The organism is Pseudomonas sp. SDO55104_S430 (assembly GCF_054070595.1).
Genome location: NZ_JBSVXG010000141.1, coordinates 1 through 15,601, shown reverse-complemented (window position 1 = coordinate 15,601; position 15,601 = coordinate 1). Strand labels below are relative to the sequence as shown.

Sequence of the window (15,601 nt, the reverse complement as noted above, 5' to 3'; positions counted from 1 at the left end):
AGTCAACATGGTTGCGACTGACACACCGCATCGCGAGCAGGCTCGCTCCCACTGGTTCATTTCCCACAGGGGTTTTCCATTCATTCAGGAGCTTCCCGGCCCATGCACAAACTCGATCGCTATGACCTGAAAATCCTGCGAATCCTCGCTGACGACGGGCGTATCACCAAGTCGAGCCTGGCCGAGGCGATCAACCTGTCGGTCACCCCGGCCTGGGAGCGCGTGCGCAAACTCGAATCCCTCGGCCTGATCAAGGGCTACCGGGCGCAGATCGATTGGGGCGCGGTGTTCAAGAGCCAGCAGGTGCTGGTGGAAATCACCCTGGCCCGCCACACCGCGCAGGACATGCGGCGCTTCGAACAACGCATGAACGACGCGCCGGAAGTGGCCTTCTGTTACGCCACCGGTGGTGGTGTGGATTACATGGCGATGATCCAGGCGCCGGACATCGATCACTACCAGCGCTTCATTGATCAGCTACTGCTCGATGACCTGGGGATCGAGCGGTACTTCACCTACATCGTCACCAAGACCATCAAGACGGCCGGGGCCTTGCCGGCGGAGTTGTCTCAGGAATCCTGATCTTCAGATCACCACACAACAAACTGTGGGAGCGAGCCTGCTCGCGATGGCGGTATCTCATGCAACAGTGATGTTGAAATTGCTGGTCTCATCGCGAGCAGGCTCGCTCCCACAGGGGGGAAGTGATGTTGGTAGCCCCACCGCAAAAACCTCCGAATCACCCCCGCTCAATCAGAAAAAACCACCTGCCCAACCCCCTCCAAACCCCAATTCCCCAACCCCTCGCTGACCTAGCATGGACTCCACGCACACGGTTCGGAGTCAATGCCATGACCTACAAACATCCCCTGCTGTTCAAAGCCCTCTGCTATGTCGATGGCCATTGGGTGCACAGCGACAGTGGCCACAGCATCGCCGTGCACAACCCGGCGGATCAGACACTGATCGGCCATGTGCCAATGCTCGATCAACCGCAGATCGTCGCCGCCGTCGATGCCGCACACCGGGCGTTTGCCGATTGGCGTGAGCAGAGCCTGGAAACCCGCGGGGCGATTCTGCGGCGTTGGGCGGCACTGATCCTGGAACACCAGGAAGACCTGGCGCGGATTCTCAGCCTGGAGCAGGGCAAGTCCCTGGCCGAATCCCGGGGTGAAATCGCCTACGCTGCCAGCTTCATTCCGTGGTTCGCCGAAGAAGCCCGGCGTCTCTATGGGCAGAACATTCCCAGCCACATTCCCGGCGCTCATCTGGGTACGGTCAAGGAACCGGTCGGCGTTTGCGCACTGCTGACACCGTGGAATTTCCCCTCGGCCATGATCACCCGCAAAGCCGCCGCCGCCCTGGCCGCCGGTTGCACCGTGATCGTCAAGCCGGCCCACGAAACCCCGTACTCGGCGTTCGCCCTGGCGCAACTGGCGGAAGAGGCCGGGTTCCCCGCCGGCGTATTCAACGTGGTGCTGGGCGAACCGCAGATGGCCATGCAAACCCTGGTGCAGGACACTCGCGTGCGCTCGGTGAGTTTCACCGGTTCCACCCGTGTCGGTAAATTGGTCCTGCAAGCGGCTGCTCAGGACGTGAAGAAAGTCTCGCTGGAACTGGGTGGCAACGCGCCGTTCATTGTCTGCGCCGATGCCGATCTGCAGTTGGCGGTGAAAGTCGCGGTGGCCGCCAAGTTCCAGACTTCCGGCCAGGACTGCTGCGCCGCCAACCGGATCATGGTCGAGCGTGCGGTCTATCCGGAATTTCTCAAGCGCTTTGCCGAGGCCGTGCGCGAGCTGCGGGTCGGCCCGGCGATGATCGGCGAGCGGGAGCAACAGGTAGATGTCGGTCCGTTGATGCACCAGGCCGCGTTCGACGTCACCGCCGAGCGTGTGGCCGATGCGTTGCAACTGGGCGCGCAACGGCTGGTGGGCGGCGAAGCCCATGCCCTCGGCGGCCTGTTCTACCAGCCCACGGTACTGGCCGATGTCACCCCGCAAATGCGCATCTACCGCGAAGAGAACTTCGCGCCGATTGCCGGGGTGATGCCGTTCGACACCCTCGATGAGGCTGTCGAGATGGCCAACGACACAGAATACGGTCTGGCGGCCTACATTTGTTCCAATCGCCTGGACCTGATCTACCCGCTGATCCGCCGTCTCGACCACGCCATGGTCGCGGTCAACGGCGTCAAGTTCACCGGCCATCCGATTCCCTTCGGTGGCATGAAAGCCTCGGGGCTGGGCCGTGAAGGCGGCGCCGAGGGCTTCGAAGCCTTTGTCGAAACCAAATACTTCTGTCTGCACCATCAAGGCCAGTTCTGAGGCCCTTTTAAGGAGATTGCCATGAACCAAGAATTCGACGCGCTGTTCGAGCAAGACCGTACCCACTTCATGCACCCTTCGACCCACGCCCACGACCATGCCAGCGGTGCGCTGAAGGGACGCATCATCAAGGGCGCATCGGGCATCCGCATCCGCGACCATGAAGGCCGTGAACTGATCGATGCCTTCGCCGGCCTGTACTGCGTCAACATCGGCTACGGCCGCACCGAAGTGGCGGACGCCATCTACAAGCAGGCCAAGGAGCTCGCGTACTACCACACCTACGTCGGCCACTCGACCGAGGCGATCATCGAACTGTCGAGCCGCATCATCGACTGGGCACCGGAAGGCATGAAGAAGGTCTACTACGGCCTGTCCGGTTCCGACGCCAACGAAACCCAGATCAAGCTGGTGCGTTACTACAACAACGTGCTGGGCCGGCCGCAGAAGAAGAAAATCATCTCCCGCGACCGTGGCTACCATGGCTCGGGCATCATGACCGGCAGCCTGACCGGTCTGCCGAGCTTCCACCAGCATTTCGACCTGCCGGCCGAAGGCATCAAGCACACCGTCTGCCCGCACTGGTACCGCAAGGCGCCCACCGGCATGGATGAAGCGGCGTTCGTGCGCTACTGCGCCGACGAGCTGGAAAAAATGATCCTGGCCGAAGGCCCGGACACCGTGGCCGCGTTCATCGGCGAGCCGCTGATGGGCACCGGCGGCATCATCGTTCCACCGGCGGGCTACTGGGCGGCGATCCAGGCGGTGCTGAACAAGTACGACGTGCTGCTGATCGCCGACGAAGTGGTCTGCGCCTTCGGTCGCCTGGGTTCGAAGATGGGCAGCCAGCGTTATGGCATGCGCCCGGACCTGATCACCACCGCCAAAGGCCTGACCAGCGCCTATGCGCCGCTGTCGGCGGTGATCGTCGGGGAAAAGGTCTGGGACGTGATCGAAAAAGCCTCCGAATCCCACGGTCCGATGGGCCATGGCTGGACCTACTCCGGGCATCCGATTTGTGCAGCGGCGGCCTTGGCCAACCTCGACATCCTGGAGCGGGAAAACCTCACGGCCAATGCCGACAAGGTGGGTGCCTACCTCAACCGCCGGATGCGCGAAACCCTCGAAGGCCATCCGCTGGTGGGTGAAGTGCGTGGCGACGGCATGCTCGCTGCCGTGGAGTTCATGGCCGATCGCGAACAGCGCACGCCATTCGATGCCGCATTGAAGGTCGGTCCGAAGGTGTCCGCCGCTTGCCTTGAGCGCGGCATGGTCGCCCGGGCGATGCCCCACGGCGACATCCTCGGCTTCGCGCCGCCGCTGGTGCTGACTGAGGCTGAGGCGGATCTGATTGTGGGCATTACCAAGGATGCGATTGATCAGGTGGCGGGGGAGGTGCTGGGCTAAGTGTTGGTTTGCCGCTAATGGCCCTATCGCGAGCAGGCTCGCTCCCACATGGGAACGCGATCCACTGTGGGAGCGAGCCTGCTCGCGATGAAGGCGCAACATTCACCCTCAAACCATCAGACACAAAAAAGCCCCCGGACATTCACATGTCCGGGGGCTTTTTGTTGGCGCGAAGACCGATTACTTCTTCAAACCATAATGCTCATCAAGCATGCCCGGGGAGTTCGGGGCTTTTGGCGCGTAGTCGCGCGGTGGTTCCTGGCTGCGCGGTGGCGTCAGGCGTTCCCGTGGAGCCTGCGTCGCGTCGGCGTGCAGGGAGGCCAGCAGGCGTTGGCGGGTCTGCTCGTCCAGGGCCAGGCGGTTGGCACCCTCGGCGAGATGTTCCTGCACTTCCTGATAGCTCTGAGTCAGTTTCTTGACCAGCGTCGCAGTGCTATTGAAGTGGGTCACCACCTCGTTCTGATAACTGTCGAAACGTTCCTGAATATCGTCCAGCTGACGTTGCGTGCTGCTAGGCGCGGCATTCGGCGCAAGGCGAGCGATCAGGAATCCAATGGCGACACCCACAACCAGGGCAAGAGTCGGCAACAACCAAACTAAGAGCGAGTGTTCCACGAGTCCTTCCTCTATAAACGGCTTTGCTTTACGTTAACGGCTCGAACCTGCGCTGTATACCGCGATTCGCTCGCAATAGACAGTCACAGACAATTTGCTAGACGAGTCGACCCGATTCAAGGTCACGGAGTTCTTTCCTTGCTGATGCGTGAAACCCCTGTAGTGATTGATGGCCCGGTCGGCCAACTGGAAGCCCTGCTTCTGGAAAACAAGAGCCTTGATAACGAGCAGCCGCGCGGCATTGCGCTGATCTGCCACCCCAACCCGGTGCAGGGCGGCACCATGCTCAACAAGGTGGTCTCGACCCTGCAGCGCACGGCGCGCGACGCCGGGCTGATCACCCTGCGCTTCAACTACCGCGGCGTCGGCGCGAGCGAAGGCACGCACGACATGGGCACTGGCGAAGTCGATGACGCCCAGGCCGCCGCGGCATGGTTTCGGGAAAAGCACCCGGATCTGCCACTGACCCTGTTCGGCTTCTCCTTCGGCGGTTTCGTCGCCGCCAGCCTTGGCGGACGCCTGGAATCCCGGGGCGAGCAGATCAAACACCTGTTCATGGTCGCGCCGGCGGTGATGCGTCTGGGCGATCAGGATCAGCTGCCGCAGCAGTGCGAACTGACCGTGATCCAGCCGGAAACCGACGAAGTCATCGAGCCGCAAGTCGTCTACGACTGGTCCGAACAACTTGAACGCCCCCATGAGCTGCTGAAAGTGGCAGAATGCGGACACTTTTTTCATGGCAAGCTGACCGATCTAAAGGATCTTATCCTGCCGCGTCTTTCGAATTGATTGCAGTCTGACAAGCGATTACCCATGACGACTCGTACCCGTATCCTCACTGGCATCACCACCACCGGCACGCCGCACCTGGGCAACTACGCTGGCGCCATTCGCCCGGCGATCGTCGCCAGCCGCGACAGCAATGCCGACTCGTTCTATTTCCTGGCCGACTATCACGCCCTGATCAAGTGCGATGACCCGCTGCGCATCCAGCGCTCGCGTCTGGAAATCGCCGCGACCTGGCTGGCCGGTGGCCTGGATGTGGACCGCGTGACGTTCTACCGCCAGTCGGACATCCCGGAAATCCCCGAGCTGACATGGCTTTTGACCTGCGTCGCCGCCAAGGGCCTGCTCAACCGCGCCCACGCCTACAAGGCTTCGGTGGACAAGAACGTTGAGACCGGTGAAGACCCGGATGCCGGTATCACCATGGGCCTGTACAGCTACCCGGTGCTGATGGCCGCGGACATCCTGATGTTCAACGCGCACAAGGTGCCGGTCGGTCGCGACCAGATCCAGCACGTGGAAATGGCCCGCGACATCGGCCAGCGCTTCAACCACCTGTTCGGCCAGGGCAAGGAGTTCTTCACCATGCCCGAAGCGCTGATCGAGGAAAGCGTGGCCACCTTGCCGGGCCTGGACGGTCGCAAGATGTCCAAGAGCTACGACAACACCATTCCGTTGTTCAGCAGCGCCAAGGAAATGAAAGACGCGATTTCGCGGATCGTCACCGACTCCCGTGCCCCGGGCGAAGCGAAAGATCCGGACAATTCGCACCTGTTCACCCTGTTCCAGGCCTTCGCCACCCCGGCGCAAGCCGACGAGTTCCGCGGCGAACTGCTGCAGGGGCTGGGTTGGGGCGAGGCGAAGAACCGCCTGTTCCAGTTGCTGGACAACGAGCTGGGCGAGTCCCGCGAACGTTATCAACAGCTGATCGAGCGCCCGGCGGACCTGGAAGACATCCTGCAACACGGCGCGAAAAAAGCCCGTGCGGTGGCGACGCCTTTCCTTCAGGAGCTGCGTGAAGCGGTGGGCCTGCGCTCCTTTGTCGCCCAGACACAAGTGGCGGCGACCACCAAGAAGAAAGCAGCCAAAGCTGCGCGTTTCGTCAGCTTCCGCGAAGACGACGGCAGTTTCCGCTTCCGTCTGCTGGCGGCCGATGGCGAACAACTGCTGCTGTCCCGCAACTTCGCCGACGGTAAAACCGCAGGCCAGGTGACCAAGCAACTGCAAGCGGGCCAGCCACTGGACGTGCGCAGCGAAGACCTGAGCTTCAGCGTCTGGCTGGAAGGCGAGTGCGTTGCCGACAGCCCGGCTTTCGCCGACAGCGCCGCCCGCGACATGGCGATCGACGCTCTGCGCATTGCCCTGACGCCGACTCAGGACTAACCAACGGCTCGCCCCGACCAAGGGCTGATTGCCATTCCCACGGGCCATCGCTAAAGTGACGGCCCGTTTTTGTTGCCTTGCTAACGAATTATGACGCCCCTAGAACGATATCAAGCTGATCTGAAACGCCCGGAGTTCTTCCATGACGCTGCGCAGGAAACTGCCGTGCGTCATTTGCAGCGCCTTTACGACGATCTGGTCGCGGCCGAGCAGAACAAACCGGGCCTGCTGGGCAAACTGTTTGGCAAGAAAGATCAGACCCCGGTCAAGGGCCTGTATTTCTGGGGCGGCGTAGGCCGCGGCAAGACTTACCTGGTCGACACCTTCTTTGAAGCGCTGCCGTTCAAGGAAAAGACCCGTACCCACTTCCACCGCTTCATGAAGCGCGTGCACGAAGAAATGAAGACCCTGGGCGGCGAGAAAAACCCGCTGACCATCATCGCCAAGCGTTTCGCCGCCGAGACCCGGGTGATCTGCTTCGATGAATTCTTCGTTTCCGACATCACCGACGCCATGATTCTCGGCACTCTGATGGAAGAACTGTTCAAGAACGGCGTGACCCTGGTCGCGACCTCGAACATCGTGCCGGACGGCTTGTACAAGGACGGTCTACAACGTGCGCGTTTCCTGCCGGCCATCGCGCTGATCAAGCTGCACACCGATATCGTCAATGTGGACAGCGGCGTCGACTATCGTCTGCGCCACCTCGAGCAGGCGGAACTGTTCCACTTCCCACTCGACGAAGCCGCCCACGAAAGCCTGCGCAAGAGCTTCCGCGCGCTGACGCCGGAATGCACGGCAGCGGTCGAGAACGATGTGCTGATCATTGAAAACCGCGAAATCCGCGCCTTGCGCACCTGCGACGACGTGGCCTGGTTCGACTTCCGCGAACTGTGCGACGGCCCGCGCAGCCAGAACGACTACATCGAACTGGGCAAGATCTTCCACGCCGTGCTGCTCAGCGGCGTCGAGCAGATGAGCGTCACCACCGACGACATCGCCCGTCGTTTCATCAACATGGTCGACGAGTTCTACGACCGTAACGTGAAACTGATCATTTCTGCCGAAGTGGAGCTCAAAGACCTCTACACCGGCGGACGCCTGACATTCGAGTTCCAGCGGACCCTCAGCCGGTTGCTGGAAATGCAGTCCCACGAGTTCCTGTCGCGGGCGCACAAGCCGTAACAAAGAAAAGGCCTGCAATCGCAGGCCTTTTTCATATTGCCCACTGTAGGAGCGAGGCTTGCCCGCGAAGACGGCGGCACAGGCACCAGAAAGCCCTGATCAATATGCAAAAAAAAGGCCACCGCAACCCGACGTTGCGGCGACCCGAGGGTGACTCTTCAATTGCGATCCACTAGCATGGATCGCTCTACATCAATGTGCCCCAGCAGCCTTGTTCAAATCGCTTTCCGCCCATTCGGTGTACACACAGGCATCCGCCGTGGCCCAGCGGACCTTCACTGGATCGCCCGCCTTGAGCGGCATGCCGGCAGCCGAAAGCGCCTTAACGGTCATCGAGGTGCCGCCAGACGTCACAACGCTACAGGTCTGGCTTTCACCGAGGAACAACACTTCCACCACCGTGGCCGACACTTCGTTCCAGCCGGCGGCCAGCGGCTCTTCGGTAGCCTGCTGCACACTCAAAGCCAGAGCCTTTTCCGGACGCACCATCAGCAACACGTCCTGTTCGGTTTGCAGACCTGAAGTCAGACGAATCGACAGCGGCTGCCCTTCAAAAGTCGCCACCGCATTGCCCTGGGCCTTGAGCTTGAGGAAGTTCGAGTTGCCCAGGAACGAGGCGACAAACGCATTCGGCGGATTCTGGTACAGGTCATAACCGCTGCCCAGGCCGACGATCTTGCCGTGGCTGAAGATCGCGATGCGCTGTGACAGGCGCATGGCTTCTTCCTGGTCGTGGGTCACGTAAACGATGGTGATGCCCAGGCGGCGATGCAATTGACGCAGTTCATCCTGCAAGTCTTCGCGCAGTTTCTTGTCCAGCGCACCGAGGGGTTCGTCCATCAGCAGGATGCGTGGTTCGTAGACCAGCGCCCGGGCGATGGCGACGCGTTGCTGCTGGCCACCGGAAAGCTGCGAAGGGCGGCGGTGGGCGAATTTATCCAGTTGCACCAGCTTGAGCATCGCATCGACCCGGCGATCACGCTCGGCGGCGTCCAGTTTGCGAATGCTCAAGGGGAACGCGATGTTGTCGCGCACCGACAGATGCGGAAACAGCGAGTAGCGCTGGAACACCATGCCGATGTCGCGCTTGTGCGGCGGCACGTTCACCAGGGATTGCTCGTTGACCAGGATCTCGCCGCTGCTCGGGGTTTCGAAGCCGGCGAGCATCGACAGCGTGGTGCTCTTGCCGGAGCCGCTGGAGCCGAGGAAGGTCAGGAACTCGCCGTCCTTGATGTCCAGGGAAATGTTGTCCACGGCGGCGAAGTCGCCATAAAACTTGTTCAGGTTGCGCAGGCTCACCAGGGGCTTGTCGTTCTGCTGCGCGGCATCTTTGATCACTGCACTCATGTCGTACTCCTGGCGCTCAGGCGCTGATTTCGTTGCGCCGGCGCAAGGCAGCGGCGATGACCATGACCAATACCGAAAGGCCGATCAGCAGCGTCGAGGCGACGGCGATCACGGGCGTCAGGTCCTGGCGCAGAGTGGTCCACATTTTCACTGGAAGGGTTTGCAGGGTCGGGCTGGCCATCATCACGCTCAGCACCACCTCGTCCCACGAGACGAGAAAGGCGAAGAGAGCGCCGGCGACCATGCCCGGACGGATCGCCGGAAAGGTCACCTTGAACACCGCTTGCAGCCGCGAGGCGCCGCAGATCACCGCCGCATCCTCGATCGACTGATCGAACAGCTTCAACGAGTTGATGATCGAGATGATGGTGAACGGCAACGCGACGATCACGTGGCTGACCACAAAGGCGAACATGGTCCCGGTGTAACCCAGTTTCAGGAACAGCGCGTACACCGCCACCGCAATGATCACCAGCGGCACGATCATCGGCAGGGTGAACAGCCCGTAGAGCATTTCCCGGCCCGGGAAGCGACCGCGCACCAAGGCGAACGCGGTGGGCAGACCCAGGGCGACGGCGAAGATCGTGGTCAGTACCGCGACCTTGAGGCTGGCGAGCGCGGCGTTCATCCAGTCGGCGTTGGAGAAGAACTGGGTATACCACTTCACGGTCCAGCCCGGTGGCGGAAACACCAGCCACTGGGACGAGCCGAACGACAGCAGGACGATGAACACGATCGGCAGCAGCAGGAACAGCCCGATCAGCCCGGTGGTGGCGTACAGGCCGAAGCGCATCCGGCGGCTCATGGCATTGGGAGTCAGGAGCATGACGGCTTACCTCGCGTTGCTGGCGCCGACCGGGGATTCCGGTTGGAGCTTCAGGTAGAAGTAGAACAGCACCAGGGTGATGACGATCAGCAACGCGGCACCGGCGCTGGCCAGGCCCCAATTGAGGAACGACTGCACCTGCTGAATGATGAACTCGGGCAGCATCATGTTCTGCGCACCGCCAAGCAGTGCCGGGGTGACGTAGTAACCGAGGGACATCACGAACACCATCAGGCCACCGGAGAACAGCCCCGGCCGACACAGAGGCAGGAACACCCGGAAAAAGTTGGTCCAGGGGCTGGCGCCGCAGATGGAGCCGGCCTGCAGGATCATCGGATCGATGGCCTGCATGGTCGCCTGCAAAGGCAGCACGATGAACGGGATCATGATGTAGCTCATGCCGATCACCACGCCGGTCAGGTTATGCACCATCTCCAGCGGCTGATCGATGATGCCCATCGCCATCAGCGCCTTGTTGATCACGCCCGAGGCTTGCAGCAGCACCAGCCAGGAGTAGGTGCGGGCCAGCAGGCTGGTCCACATCGACAGCAGCACGATGTTCAGGATCCAGCGACCCCAGCCACGTGGCACCAGGGTAATCGCCCAGGCCAGCGGGAAGCCCAGCAGCAGGCTGAAAATCGTTACCAGACCGGCCACCGAGAAGGTGTTGAGCAAGACTCGCGCATAGGCCGAGTTGGCGAACAGTTGTTCGTAGTTGCCCAGTCCAGGCACTGGTTCCAGCACACCGCGCAGCAGCAGGCCGATCAGTGGTGCCAGGAAGAACAGGCCCAGGAACAGCAGGGCGGGGATCAGGTTGCTCGAACCACGCCAGCGTTGTGCCAAAGTTGGAGATTGGTTCATGGCAGCGGCCTTGACGGAAGCCTGTCCGGCAGCGCCAGAGGCGCTCCCGGTGGCCGTGGATTGACGGGACGTGGTTGCCGTCATTTTCATTTGACCAGCCATTCGTTCCACCGTGTCGCGATGCTCGGACCGTTCTTGGCCCAGTACGCGAAATCAAGAGTGATCTGATCCTTTGCGTAGGCCGTCGGCAGGTTCGGTGCCAGCGCGGAATCCAGGCGCGCCACGCTGTCGACGTTGACCGGGGCGTAGGCGGTCAGGTTGGAGAAGTCGGCCTGTCCCTTGGCGCTGCTGGCATTGGCCAGGAACTTCATCGCCGCGTCCTTGTTCTTCGAGCCTTTTGGAATGACCAGGATGTCGGCCATGACCAGGTTCTGTTTCCAGCTCACGCCGACCGGGGCGCCGTCTTCCTGCAGGGCGTGGATGCGGCCGTTCCAGAACTGGCCAAGGCTTGCTTCACCGGATGCCAAGAGCTGTTGCGACTGGGCGCCGCCGCCCCACCAGACGATGTCTTTCTTGATGGTGTCGAGTTTCTTGAAGGCGCGGTCCAGGTCCAGCGGGTAGAGCTTGTCGGCCGGAACGCCGTCGGCCAGCAGGGCCAGTTCGAGTACGCCTGGGCTCGGCCATTTGTAGAGGGCGCGTTTGCCGGGGTAGGTCTTGGTGTCGAACAGCGCGGTCCAGTCGGTTGGCTTGGCGGCGCCGAGCTTGCCTTCGTTGTAGCCGAGGACGAAGGAGAAGAAGAACGAACCGACGCCATGATCGGAGACGAAACGCGGATCGATCTTGTCGCGCTCGATGACTTTGAAGTCGAGGGGTTCGAGCAGGCCTTCGGAGGCGGCGCGCAAGGCGAAGTCGGCTTCGACGTCGACCACGTCCCATTGCACGTTGCCGCTTTCGACCATGGCCTTGAGTTTGCCGTAGTCGGTCGGGCCGTCCTGAACCACGGTGATGCCGCTGGCTTTGCTGAACGGATCGGCCCACGCCTGCTTCTGCGCGTCCTGGGTCGTACCGCCCCAGCTGACGAAGTTGACGCTTTCAGCCGCCATCAACGCCTGGCTGGTCACGCTGAGCAGACCCGCGAACAGCACTGCGGATACACGTTTGTTCAACACCATTTTTACGCCCTCATTGTTGTGTTTATGAGCGGGGCTTTCAGTGCCCGCCTATCGGGAGCATCAGGTCCGTCCAGTCGCTGGGACTGTCCGGTCTATGGAATATCATATTATGGTATTCCAACCTTTGTGCAAGCATTTTGCCGTACCGGCTATCTGGCAAATCTGGTTTTTTATCTGTCCTGCCAATTCCCTGATCCACACAAATCCCCTGTAGGAGCGAGGCTTGCCCGCGAAGGCTGGGTATTAGGCACCAGAGGTGTTGAATGTGCCGGCCTCTTCGCGGGCAAGCCTCGCTCCTACAAGGGGAGGTGAGTCAACCGGTGAAGGGAATGCTCTCCACCACCTCCAGGTCATACCCGGTCAACCCCGCATACTTGAGCGGCGGGCCCAGGTGCCGCAGCTTGCCCACACCGAGGTTCTGCAGAATCTGCGCCCCGGTGCCCACTTCCGAATAAATCCGCGACTGCGAGCGGCTGAACTGCCGCGGCGGCTGAGTCAGTTGCGGCACGCGTTCGAGCAGGGCCTGGGACGATTCGTGGTTGGCCAGCACCACCACCACGCCGCAGCCTTCCTCGGCAACGCGCTGCAAGGCGGCCCACAGTGTCCAGTTGGACGGGCCGCTGTATTCGGCGCCGACCAGATCGCGCAATGGGTCGATCACATGCACCCGCACCAGCGTCGGTTCCTCGCGGCGCAGCTCGCCCATGACCATTGCCATGTGGACACCGCCCTCGATGCGATCCTCAAAGGTGATCAGACGAAAGGTGCCGTGCACGGTGGGCAATTCACGCTCGCCGATGCGCTCCACCGTGTGTTCGTTGCTCAGGCGGTAGTGGATCAGGTCGGCGATGGTACCGATCTTGATCCCGTGCTTGCGCGCGAAGACTTCCAGGTCCGGACGGCGGGCCATGGTACCGTCGTCGTTCATCACCTCGACGATCACCGAGGCCGGGGTGAAGCCGGCCAGACGCGCCAGGTCGCAACCGGCTTCGGTGTGCCCGGCGCGGGTCAGCACGCCGCCTTCCCGGGCGCGCAGGGGGAAGATGTGGCCGGGCTGGACGATATCGATGGCGGTGGCGCCGGGGGCGACGGCCGCTTGCACAGTGCGCGCGCGGTCGGCGGCGGAAATGCCGGTGGTCACGCCGATGGCGGCTTCGATGGAGACGGTGAAGGCGGTGCTGAATACGCTGCCGTTACTGGGCACCATCTGTTCCAGGCCCAGGCGCTGGCAGTGTTCGTCGGTCAGGGTCAGGCAGATCAGGCCGCGGGCTTCGCGGGCCATGAAGCTGATGGCTTCGGCGCTGCAGCAATCGGCTGCCAGCAACAGATCACCCTCGTTTTCGCGGTCCTCGTCATCCACCAGCAGCACCATTTTGCCGAGGCGATAATCTTCGATGATTTCTTCGATTGTGTTGAAGGCCATGATGAAGTCTCAGTGTGCGGTAGATTCATATTATGGTATACCATGATACAAAATAAACCGAGAGGTCACTATGAAGGCTTACTGGATAGCTCACGTGGATGTCACCGATCCCGATCAATATAGCCAATACACCCAGCGTGCCCCGCAGGCCTTCGTCCTGTACGGCGGCCGCATGCTGGCCCGCGGCGGGCGCAGCGAAGTGCTCGAAGGGCAGGGGGCGCAGCGTAACGTGGTGATCGAGTTCGATTCGTATGAGCAGGCGCTGGCCTGTTATCGCTCGCCGGAGTATCAGGAGGCGAAGCGCCACCGCGAGGGCGCGGGACGGGCGGAGATTGTGATTGTCGAAGGCATCGCCCCGGCGTAACCACCTGTAGGAGCGAGCATGCTCGCGATGGAGGTACAGACACCGAGGGGTGTCAGTCAGCCAACGTTACCGTTGACGTCTATCGCGAGCATGCTCGCTCCTACAGGGTCTGCGTGATCAGCGGATGAAGTGAATCTTCCCGCTATCGTCATTGCCGATGTAAATCCCGTAAACCCCCGCCTGGCGCTCTTCGATATAGCGCTCGAGAATCTGCCGGATCGCCGGGTAGTAGATGCTGTCCCACGGAATGTCTTCAGGGGCGAAGAACTTGTAGTCCATGGTCTCCGGCCCGTGCTCGCCTGTGATCTCCAGGGCGACGGCGCGGAAGATGATGTACACCTCGCTGATCTTCGGCACGCTGAAGATCGAGTAGGGCGAGACGATGTCCGCGCGCACGCCGCTCTCTTCCCAGACCTCGCGCAACGCCGCCTGCTCAGTGGTCTCGCCAGCTTCCATGAAGCCAGCCGGCAGTGTCCAGGTGCCCGGGCGCGGCGGAATCGCCCGTTGGCACAGCAGGTATTTGCCATCCTGCTCGATGATACAACCGGCGATGATTTTCGGGTTGACGTAGTGGATGTAGCCGCAGCCGCGGCACATCAGTCGCTCGTGCGTATCGCCCGGCGGCAGCTGTGATTTGAGGTCATTGGCGCCGCACTTCGGACAAAAGCTCGGGCTGAACATGATTAGCGACCTATGCGAGGTTCTTTGAGGGCGATGGGCAATACGATCTCAGGGATCGGCCCGGTCTCTTCCTGCTTGCGCTTGAGGTATTCGAGGGCGACGGTGGCGGCGGCGCGCACGTGATCGATACAGGCCTGATGGGCGGCCAGCGCATCGCCGCTCTTGATCGCCTCGACCATGCGTTCCATTTCCTGGTTGCTGGCGCCGCGACGGTTTTCCTGGGACACCGACGTGGCGCGCAGGTAGCTGATGCGCGCCTGCAACTGGCGCAGCTGAGTGGCGGCGACGTGGTTGCCGGAGCCTTCGAGCAGCACGTCGTAGAAACCCTGAACCGAGTCGATGACCTGTTGCAGTTCACCTTCCTTGAGGGCCTGACGGTTTTCCTCGAGGGCTTTTTCCAGAGCCTTGATGTCCTTGGCCTTGGCGCGCAGGGTGAACAACTGGACGATCAGGCCTTCGAGCACGCAGCGCAGCTCGTAGATGTCGACGGCGTCTTCCAGGGTGATGATGGCCACGCGTGGGCCCTTGGCATCGGCGAATTCCACAAGGCCTTCGGACTCCAGGTGACGCAAGGCTTCGCGGACCGATGTGCGGCTCACCCCAAGACGATCGCACAGATCGCGTTCGACCAGACGGTCTCCCGGCAGAAGCTGGAAGTTCATGATGGCGCTTCGCAGTTTATCCAGCACGATTTCGCGCAGGGTAACGGGGTTGCGATTGACCTTGAAGCTGTCGTCGAGTGGCAGGCGTTTCATGGGGTACGCTCTAAAGGTGGCTGTCGACGCCAGATGGGCATCGACATGGCCGGGGGTTAACTGGAGGCCTCTGCGTCGGCTTCGGCGAAGGCTTCACGGGCCAGCCGGAAACTGTCCACGGCTGCGGGAACACCGCAATAAACGCCGACCTGAAGCAGAATTTCGCGTATTTGCTCACGACTCAAGCCGTTACGCAAGGCGCCGCGCACATGCAGCTTGAGTTCGTGCGGGCGATTGAGGGCCGAGATCATCGCCAGGTTGATCATGCTGCGTTCCTTGAGCGACAAACCGTCGCGGCCCCAGACATGACCCCAGCAGTACTCGGTGACCATCTCCTGCAGCGGACGGGTGAAGTCGTCGGCGTTCTGGATCGAGCGATTGACATAGTCCTGGCCGAGCACCTGGGTGCGGATTTTCAGGCCTTGTTCGTACTTTTCGTTGCTCATCATTGCTCCTCTTTCTCACCACAGATCCCCTTGTGGGAGCGGGCTTGCTCGCGAAAGCGATGTGTCAGTCGACATCGTCGGTGAAT

The 15,601-nt window shown here is 61.6% G+C and carries 16 protein-coding genes; 7 read left to right on the top strand and 9 right to left on the bottom strand.

Annotation, left to right across the window (positions count from 1 at the left end):
* Window positions 1-102 precede the first annotated feature (102 nt).
* The 3 genes from ACW9JE_RS21290 to ACW9JE_RS21280 all read left to right on the top strand — a co-directional run bounded on the left by ACW9JE_RS21290 (window position 103) and on the right by ACW9JE_RS21280 (window position 3,731).
* Window positions 103-582, top strand: coding sequence for an Lrp/AsnC family transcriptional regulator (locus ACW9JE_RS21290; protein ID WP_175377780.1), 480 nt, complete (start codon window positions 103-105; stop codon window positions 580-582).
* Between the two features lie 269 nt (window positions 583-851).
* Entirely contained in the window at window positions 852-2,324 is a 1,473-nt protein-coding gene (locus ACW9JE_RS21285) for an NAD-dependent succinate-semialdehyde dehydrogenase (protein WP_457433843.1), read from the top strand.
* A 21-nt stretch (window positions 2,325-2,345) separates the two neighbouring features.
* Window positions 2,346-3,731 (top strand): aminotransferase, encoded by a 1,386-nt coding sequence (locus ACW9JE_RS21280; protein WP_457433842.1) that lies wholly within the window; start codon window positions 2,346-2,348, stop codon window positions 3,729-3,731.
* Window positions 3,732-3,911: 180 nt separating this feature from the next.
* Here ACW9JE_RS21280 and ACW9JE_RS21275 read toward each other — a convergent pair whose 3' ends face one another.
* Entirely contained in the window at window positions 3,912-4,346 is a 435-nt protein-coding gene (locus ACW9JE_RS21275) for a YhcB family protein (protein ID WP_224533543.1), read from the bottom strand.
* Between the two features lie 144 nt (window positions 4,347-4,490).
* Here ACW9JE_RS21275 and ACW9JE_RS21270 point away from each other — a divergent pair, with 144 nt between their 5' ends.
* The 3 genes from ACW9JE_RS21270 to zapE all read left to right on the top strand — a co-directional run bounded on the left by ACW9JE_RS21270 (window position 4,491) and on the right by zapE (window position 7,700).
* A complete protein-coding gene (locus ACW9JE_RS21270) occupies window positions 4,491-5,135 on the top strand; it encodes an alpha/beta hydrolase (protein WP_457433844.1) in 645 nt (214 codons plus the stop codon).
* A 24-nt stretch (window positions 5,136-5,159) separates the two neighbouring features.
* Window positions 5,160-6,515, top strand: coding sequence for a tryptophan--tRNA ligase (locus tag ACW9JE_RS21265; RefSeq protein ID WP_457433841.1), 1,356 nt, complete (start codon window positions 5,160-5,162; stop codon window positions 6,513-6,515).
* A gap of 90 nt (window positions 6,516-6,605) precedes the next feature.
* Window positions 6,606-7,700, top strand: coding sequence for a cell division protein ZapE (gene zapE, locus ACW9JE_RS21260; protein WP_224533541.1), 1,095 nt, complete (start codon window positions 6,606-6,608; stop codon window positions 7,698-7,700).
* 192 nt (window positions 7,701-7,892) lie between these two features.
* On the opposite strand, the gene ACW9JE_RS21255 is transcribed toward zapE, so the two are convergent.
* The 5 genes from ACW9JE_RS21255 to ribBA all read right to left on the bottom strand — a co-directional run bounded on the left by ACW9JE_RS21255 (window position 7,893) and on the right by ribBA (window position 13,269).
* A complete protein-coding gene (locus ACW9JE_RS21255; RefSeq protein ID WP_224541737.1) occupies window positions 7,893-9,047 on the bottom strand; it encodes an ABC transporter ATP-binding protein in 1,155 nt (384 codons plus the stop codon).
* Between the two features lie 16 nt (window positions 9,048-9,063).
* Window positions 9,064-9,873, bottom strand: coding sequence for an ABC transporter permease (locus ACW9JE_RS21250; RefSeq protein WP_457433840.1), 810 nt, complete (start codon window positions 9,871-9,873; stop codon window positions 9,064-9,066).
* A 6-nt stretch (window positions 9,874-9,879) separates the two neighbouring features.
* Window positions 9,880-10,824: an ABC transporter permease gene (locus ACW9JE_RS21245; RefSeq protein ID WP_224541733.1), complete on the bottom strand. Its 945-nt coding sequence runs from the start codon at window positions 10,822-10,824 to the stop codon at window positions 9,880-9,882.
* On the bottom strand, window positions 10,821-11,846 hold the full coding sequence (locus ACW9JE_RS21240) for an ABC transporter substrate-binding protein (protein WP_224541731.1): 1,026 nt from the start codon (window positions 11,844-11,846) through the stop codon (window positions 10,821-10,823). Before ACW9JE_RS21240 ends, ACW9JE_RS21245 begins: the two co-directional genes overlap by 4 nt.
* A 313-nt stretch (window positions 11,847-12,159) precedes the next feature.
* The gene (ribBA, locus tag ACW9JE_RS21235) at window positions 12,160-13,269 is read right to left on the bottom strand and encodes a bifunctional 3,4-dihydroxy-2-butanone-4-phosphate synthase/GTP cyclohydrolase II (protein ID WP_457433839.1); all 1,110 of its coding nucleotides are present in this window, start codon (window positions 13,267-13,269) and stop codon (window positions 12,160-12,162) included.
* Between the two features lie 70 nt (window positions 13,270-13,339).
* Between ribBA and ACW9JE_RS21230 the strand changes: the two genes are divergently transcribed.
* Entirely contained in the window at window positions 13,340-13,633 is a 294-nt protein-coding gene (locus tag ACW9JE_RS21230) for a DUF1330 domain-containing protein (RefSeq protein WP_457433838.1), read from the top strand.
* Between the two features lie 117 nt (window positions 13,634-13,750).
* On the opposite strand, the gene ACW9JE_RS21225 is transcribed toward ACW9JE_RS21230, so the two are convergent.
* From ACW9JE_RS21225 to ACW9JE_RS21215, 3 genes are read right to left on the bottom strand one after another with little or no spacing between them, the layout of a single operon-like run.
* Entirely contained in the window at window positions 13,751-14,314 is a 564-nt protein-coding gene (locus ACW9JE_RS21225; RefSeq protein WP_175379057.1) for an NUDIX hydrolase, read from the bottom strand.
* Window positions 14,315-14,316: 2 nt separating this feature from the next.
* Window positions 14,317-15,069, bottom strand: a complete 753-nt coding sequence (locus ACW9JE_RS21220) for a GntR family transcriptional regulator (protein WP_457433837.1) — start codon at window positions 15,067-15,069, stop codon at window positions 14,317-14,319.
* Between the two features lie 56 nt (window positions 15,070-15,125).
* On the bottom strand, window positions 15,126-15,515 hold the full coding sequence (locus ACW9JE_RS21215) for a carboxymuconolactone decarboxylase family protein (protein ID WP_457433836.1): 390 nt from the start codon (window positions 15,513-15,515) through the stop codon (window positions 15,126-15,128).
* Window positions 15,516-15,601 lie beyond the last annotated feature (86 nt).

Bases quoted from the DNA above. Each gene is read 5' to 3' on its own strand.
- ACW9JE_RS21230 (WP_457433838.1), top strand. From the start codon at position 13,340: ATGAAGGCTTACTGGATAGCTCACGTGGATGTCACCGATCCCGATCAA.
- ACW9JE_RS21255 (WP_224541737.1), bottom strand. From the start codon at position 9,047: ATGAGTGCAGTGATCAAAGATGCCGCGCAGCAGAACGACAAGCCCCTG.
- ribBA (WP_457433839.1), bottom strand. From the start codon at position 13,269: ATGGCCTTCAACACAATCGAAGAAATCATCGAAGATTATCGCCTCGGC.
- zapE (WP_224533541.1), top strand. From the start codon at position 6,606: ATGACGCCCCTAGAACGATATCAAGCTGATCTGAAACGCCCGGAGTTC.
- ACW9JE_RS21220 (WP_457433837.1), bottom strand. From the start codon at position 15,069: ATGAAACGCCTGCCACTCGACGACAGCTTCAAGGTCAATCGCAACCCC.
- ACW9JE_RS21215 (WP_457433836.1), bottom strand. From the start codon at position 15,515: ATGAGCAACGAAAAGTACGAACAAGGCCTGAAAATCCGCACCCAGGTG.
- ACW9JE_RS21245 (WP_224541733.1), bottom strand. From the start codon at position 10,824: ATGAAAATGACGGCAACCACGTCCCGTCAATCCACGGCCACCGGGAGC.
- ACW9JE_RS21290 (WP_175377780.1), top strand. From the start codon at position 103: ATGCACAAACTCGATCGCTATGACCTGAAAATCCTGCGAATCCTCGCT.
- ACW9JE_RS21265 (WP_457433841.1), top strand. From the start codon at position 5,160: ATGACGACTCGTACCCGTATCCTCACTGGCATCACCACCACCGGCACG.
- ACW9JE_RS21225 (WP_175379057.1), bottom strand. From the start codon at position 14,314: ATGTTCAGCCCGAGCTTTTGTCCGAAGTGCGGCGCCAATGACCTCAAA.
- ACW9JE_RS21240 (WP_224541731.1), bottom strand. From the start codon at position 11,846: ATGGTGTTGAACAAACGTGTATCCGCAGTGCTGTTCGCGGGTCTGCTC.
- ACW9JE_RS21280 (WP_457433842.1), top strand. From the start codon at position 2,346: ATGAACCAAGAATTCGACGCGCTGTTCGAGCAAGACCGTACCCACTTC.
- ACW9JE_RS21270 (WP_457433844.1), top strand. From the start codon at position 4,491: ATGCGTGAAACCCCTGTAGTGATTGATGGCCCGGTCGGCCAACTGGAA.
- ACW9JE_RS21285 (WP_457433843.1), top strand. From the start codon at position 852: ATGACCTACAAACATCCCCTGCTGTTCAAAGCCCTCTGCTATGTCGAT.
- ACW9JE_RS21250 (WP_457433840.1), bottom strand. From the start codon at position 9,873: ATGCTCCTGACTCCCAATGCCATGAGCCGCCGGATGCGCTTCGGCCTG.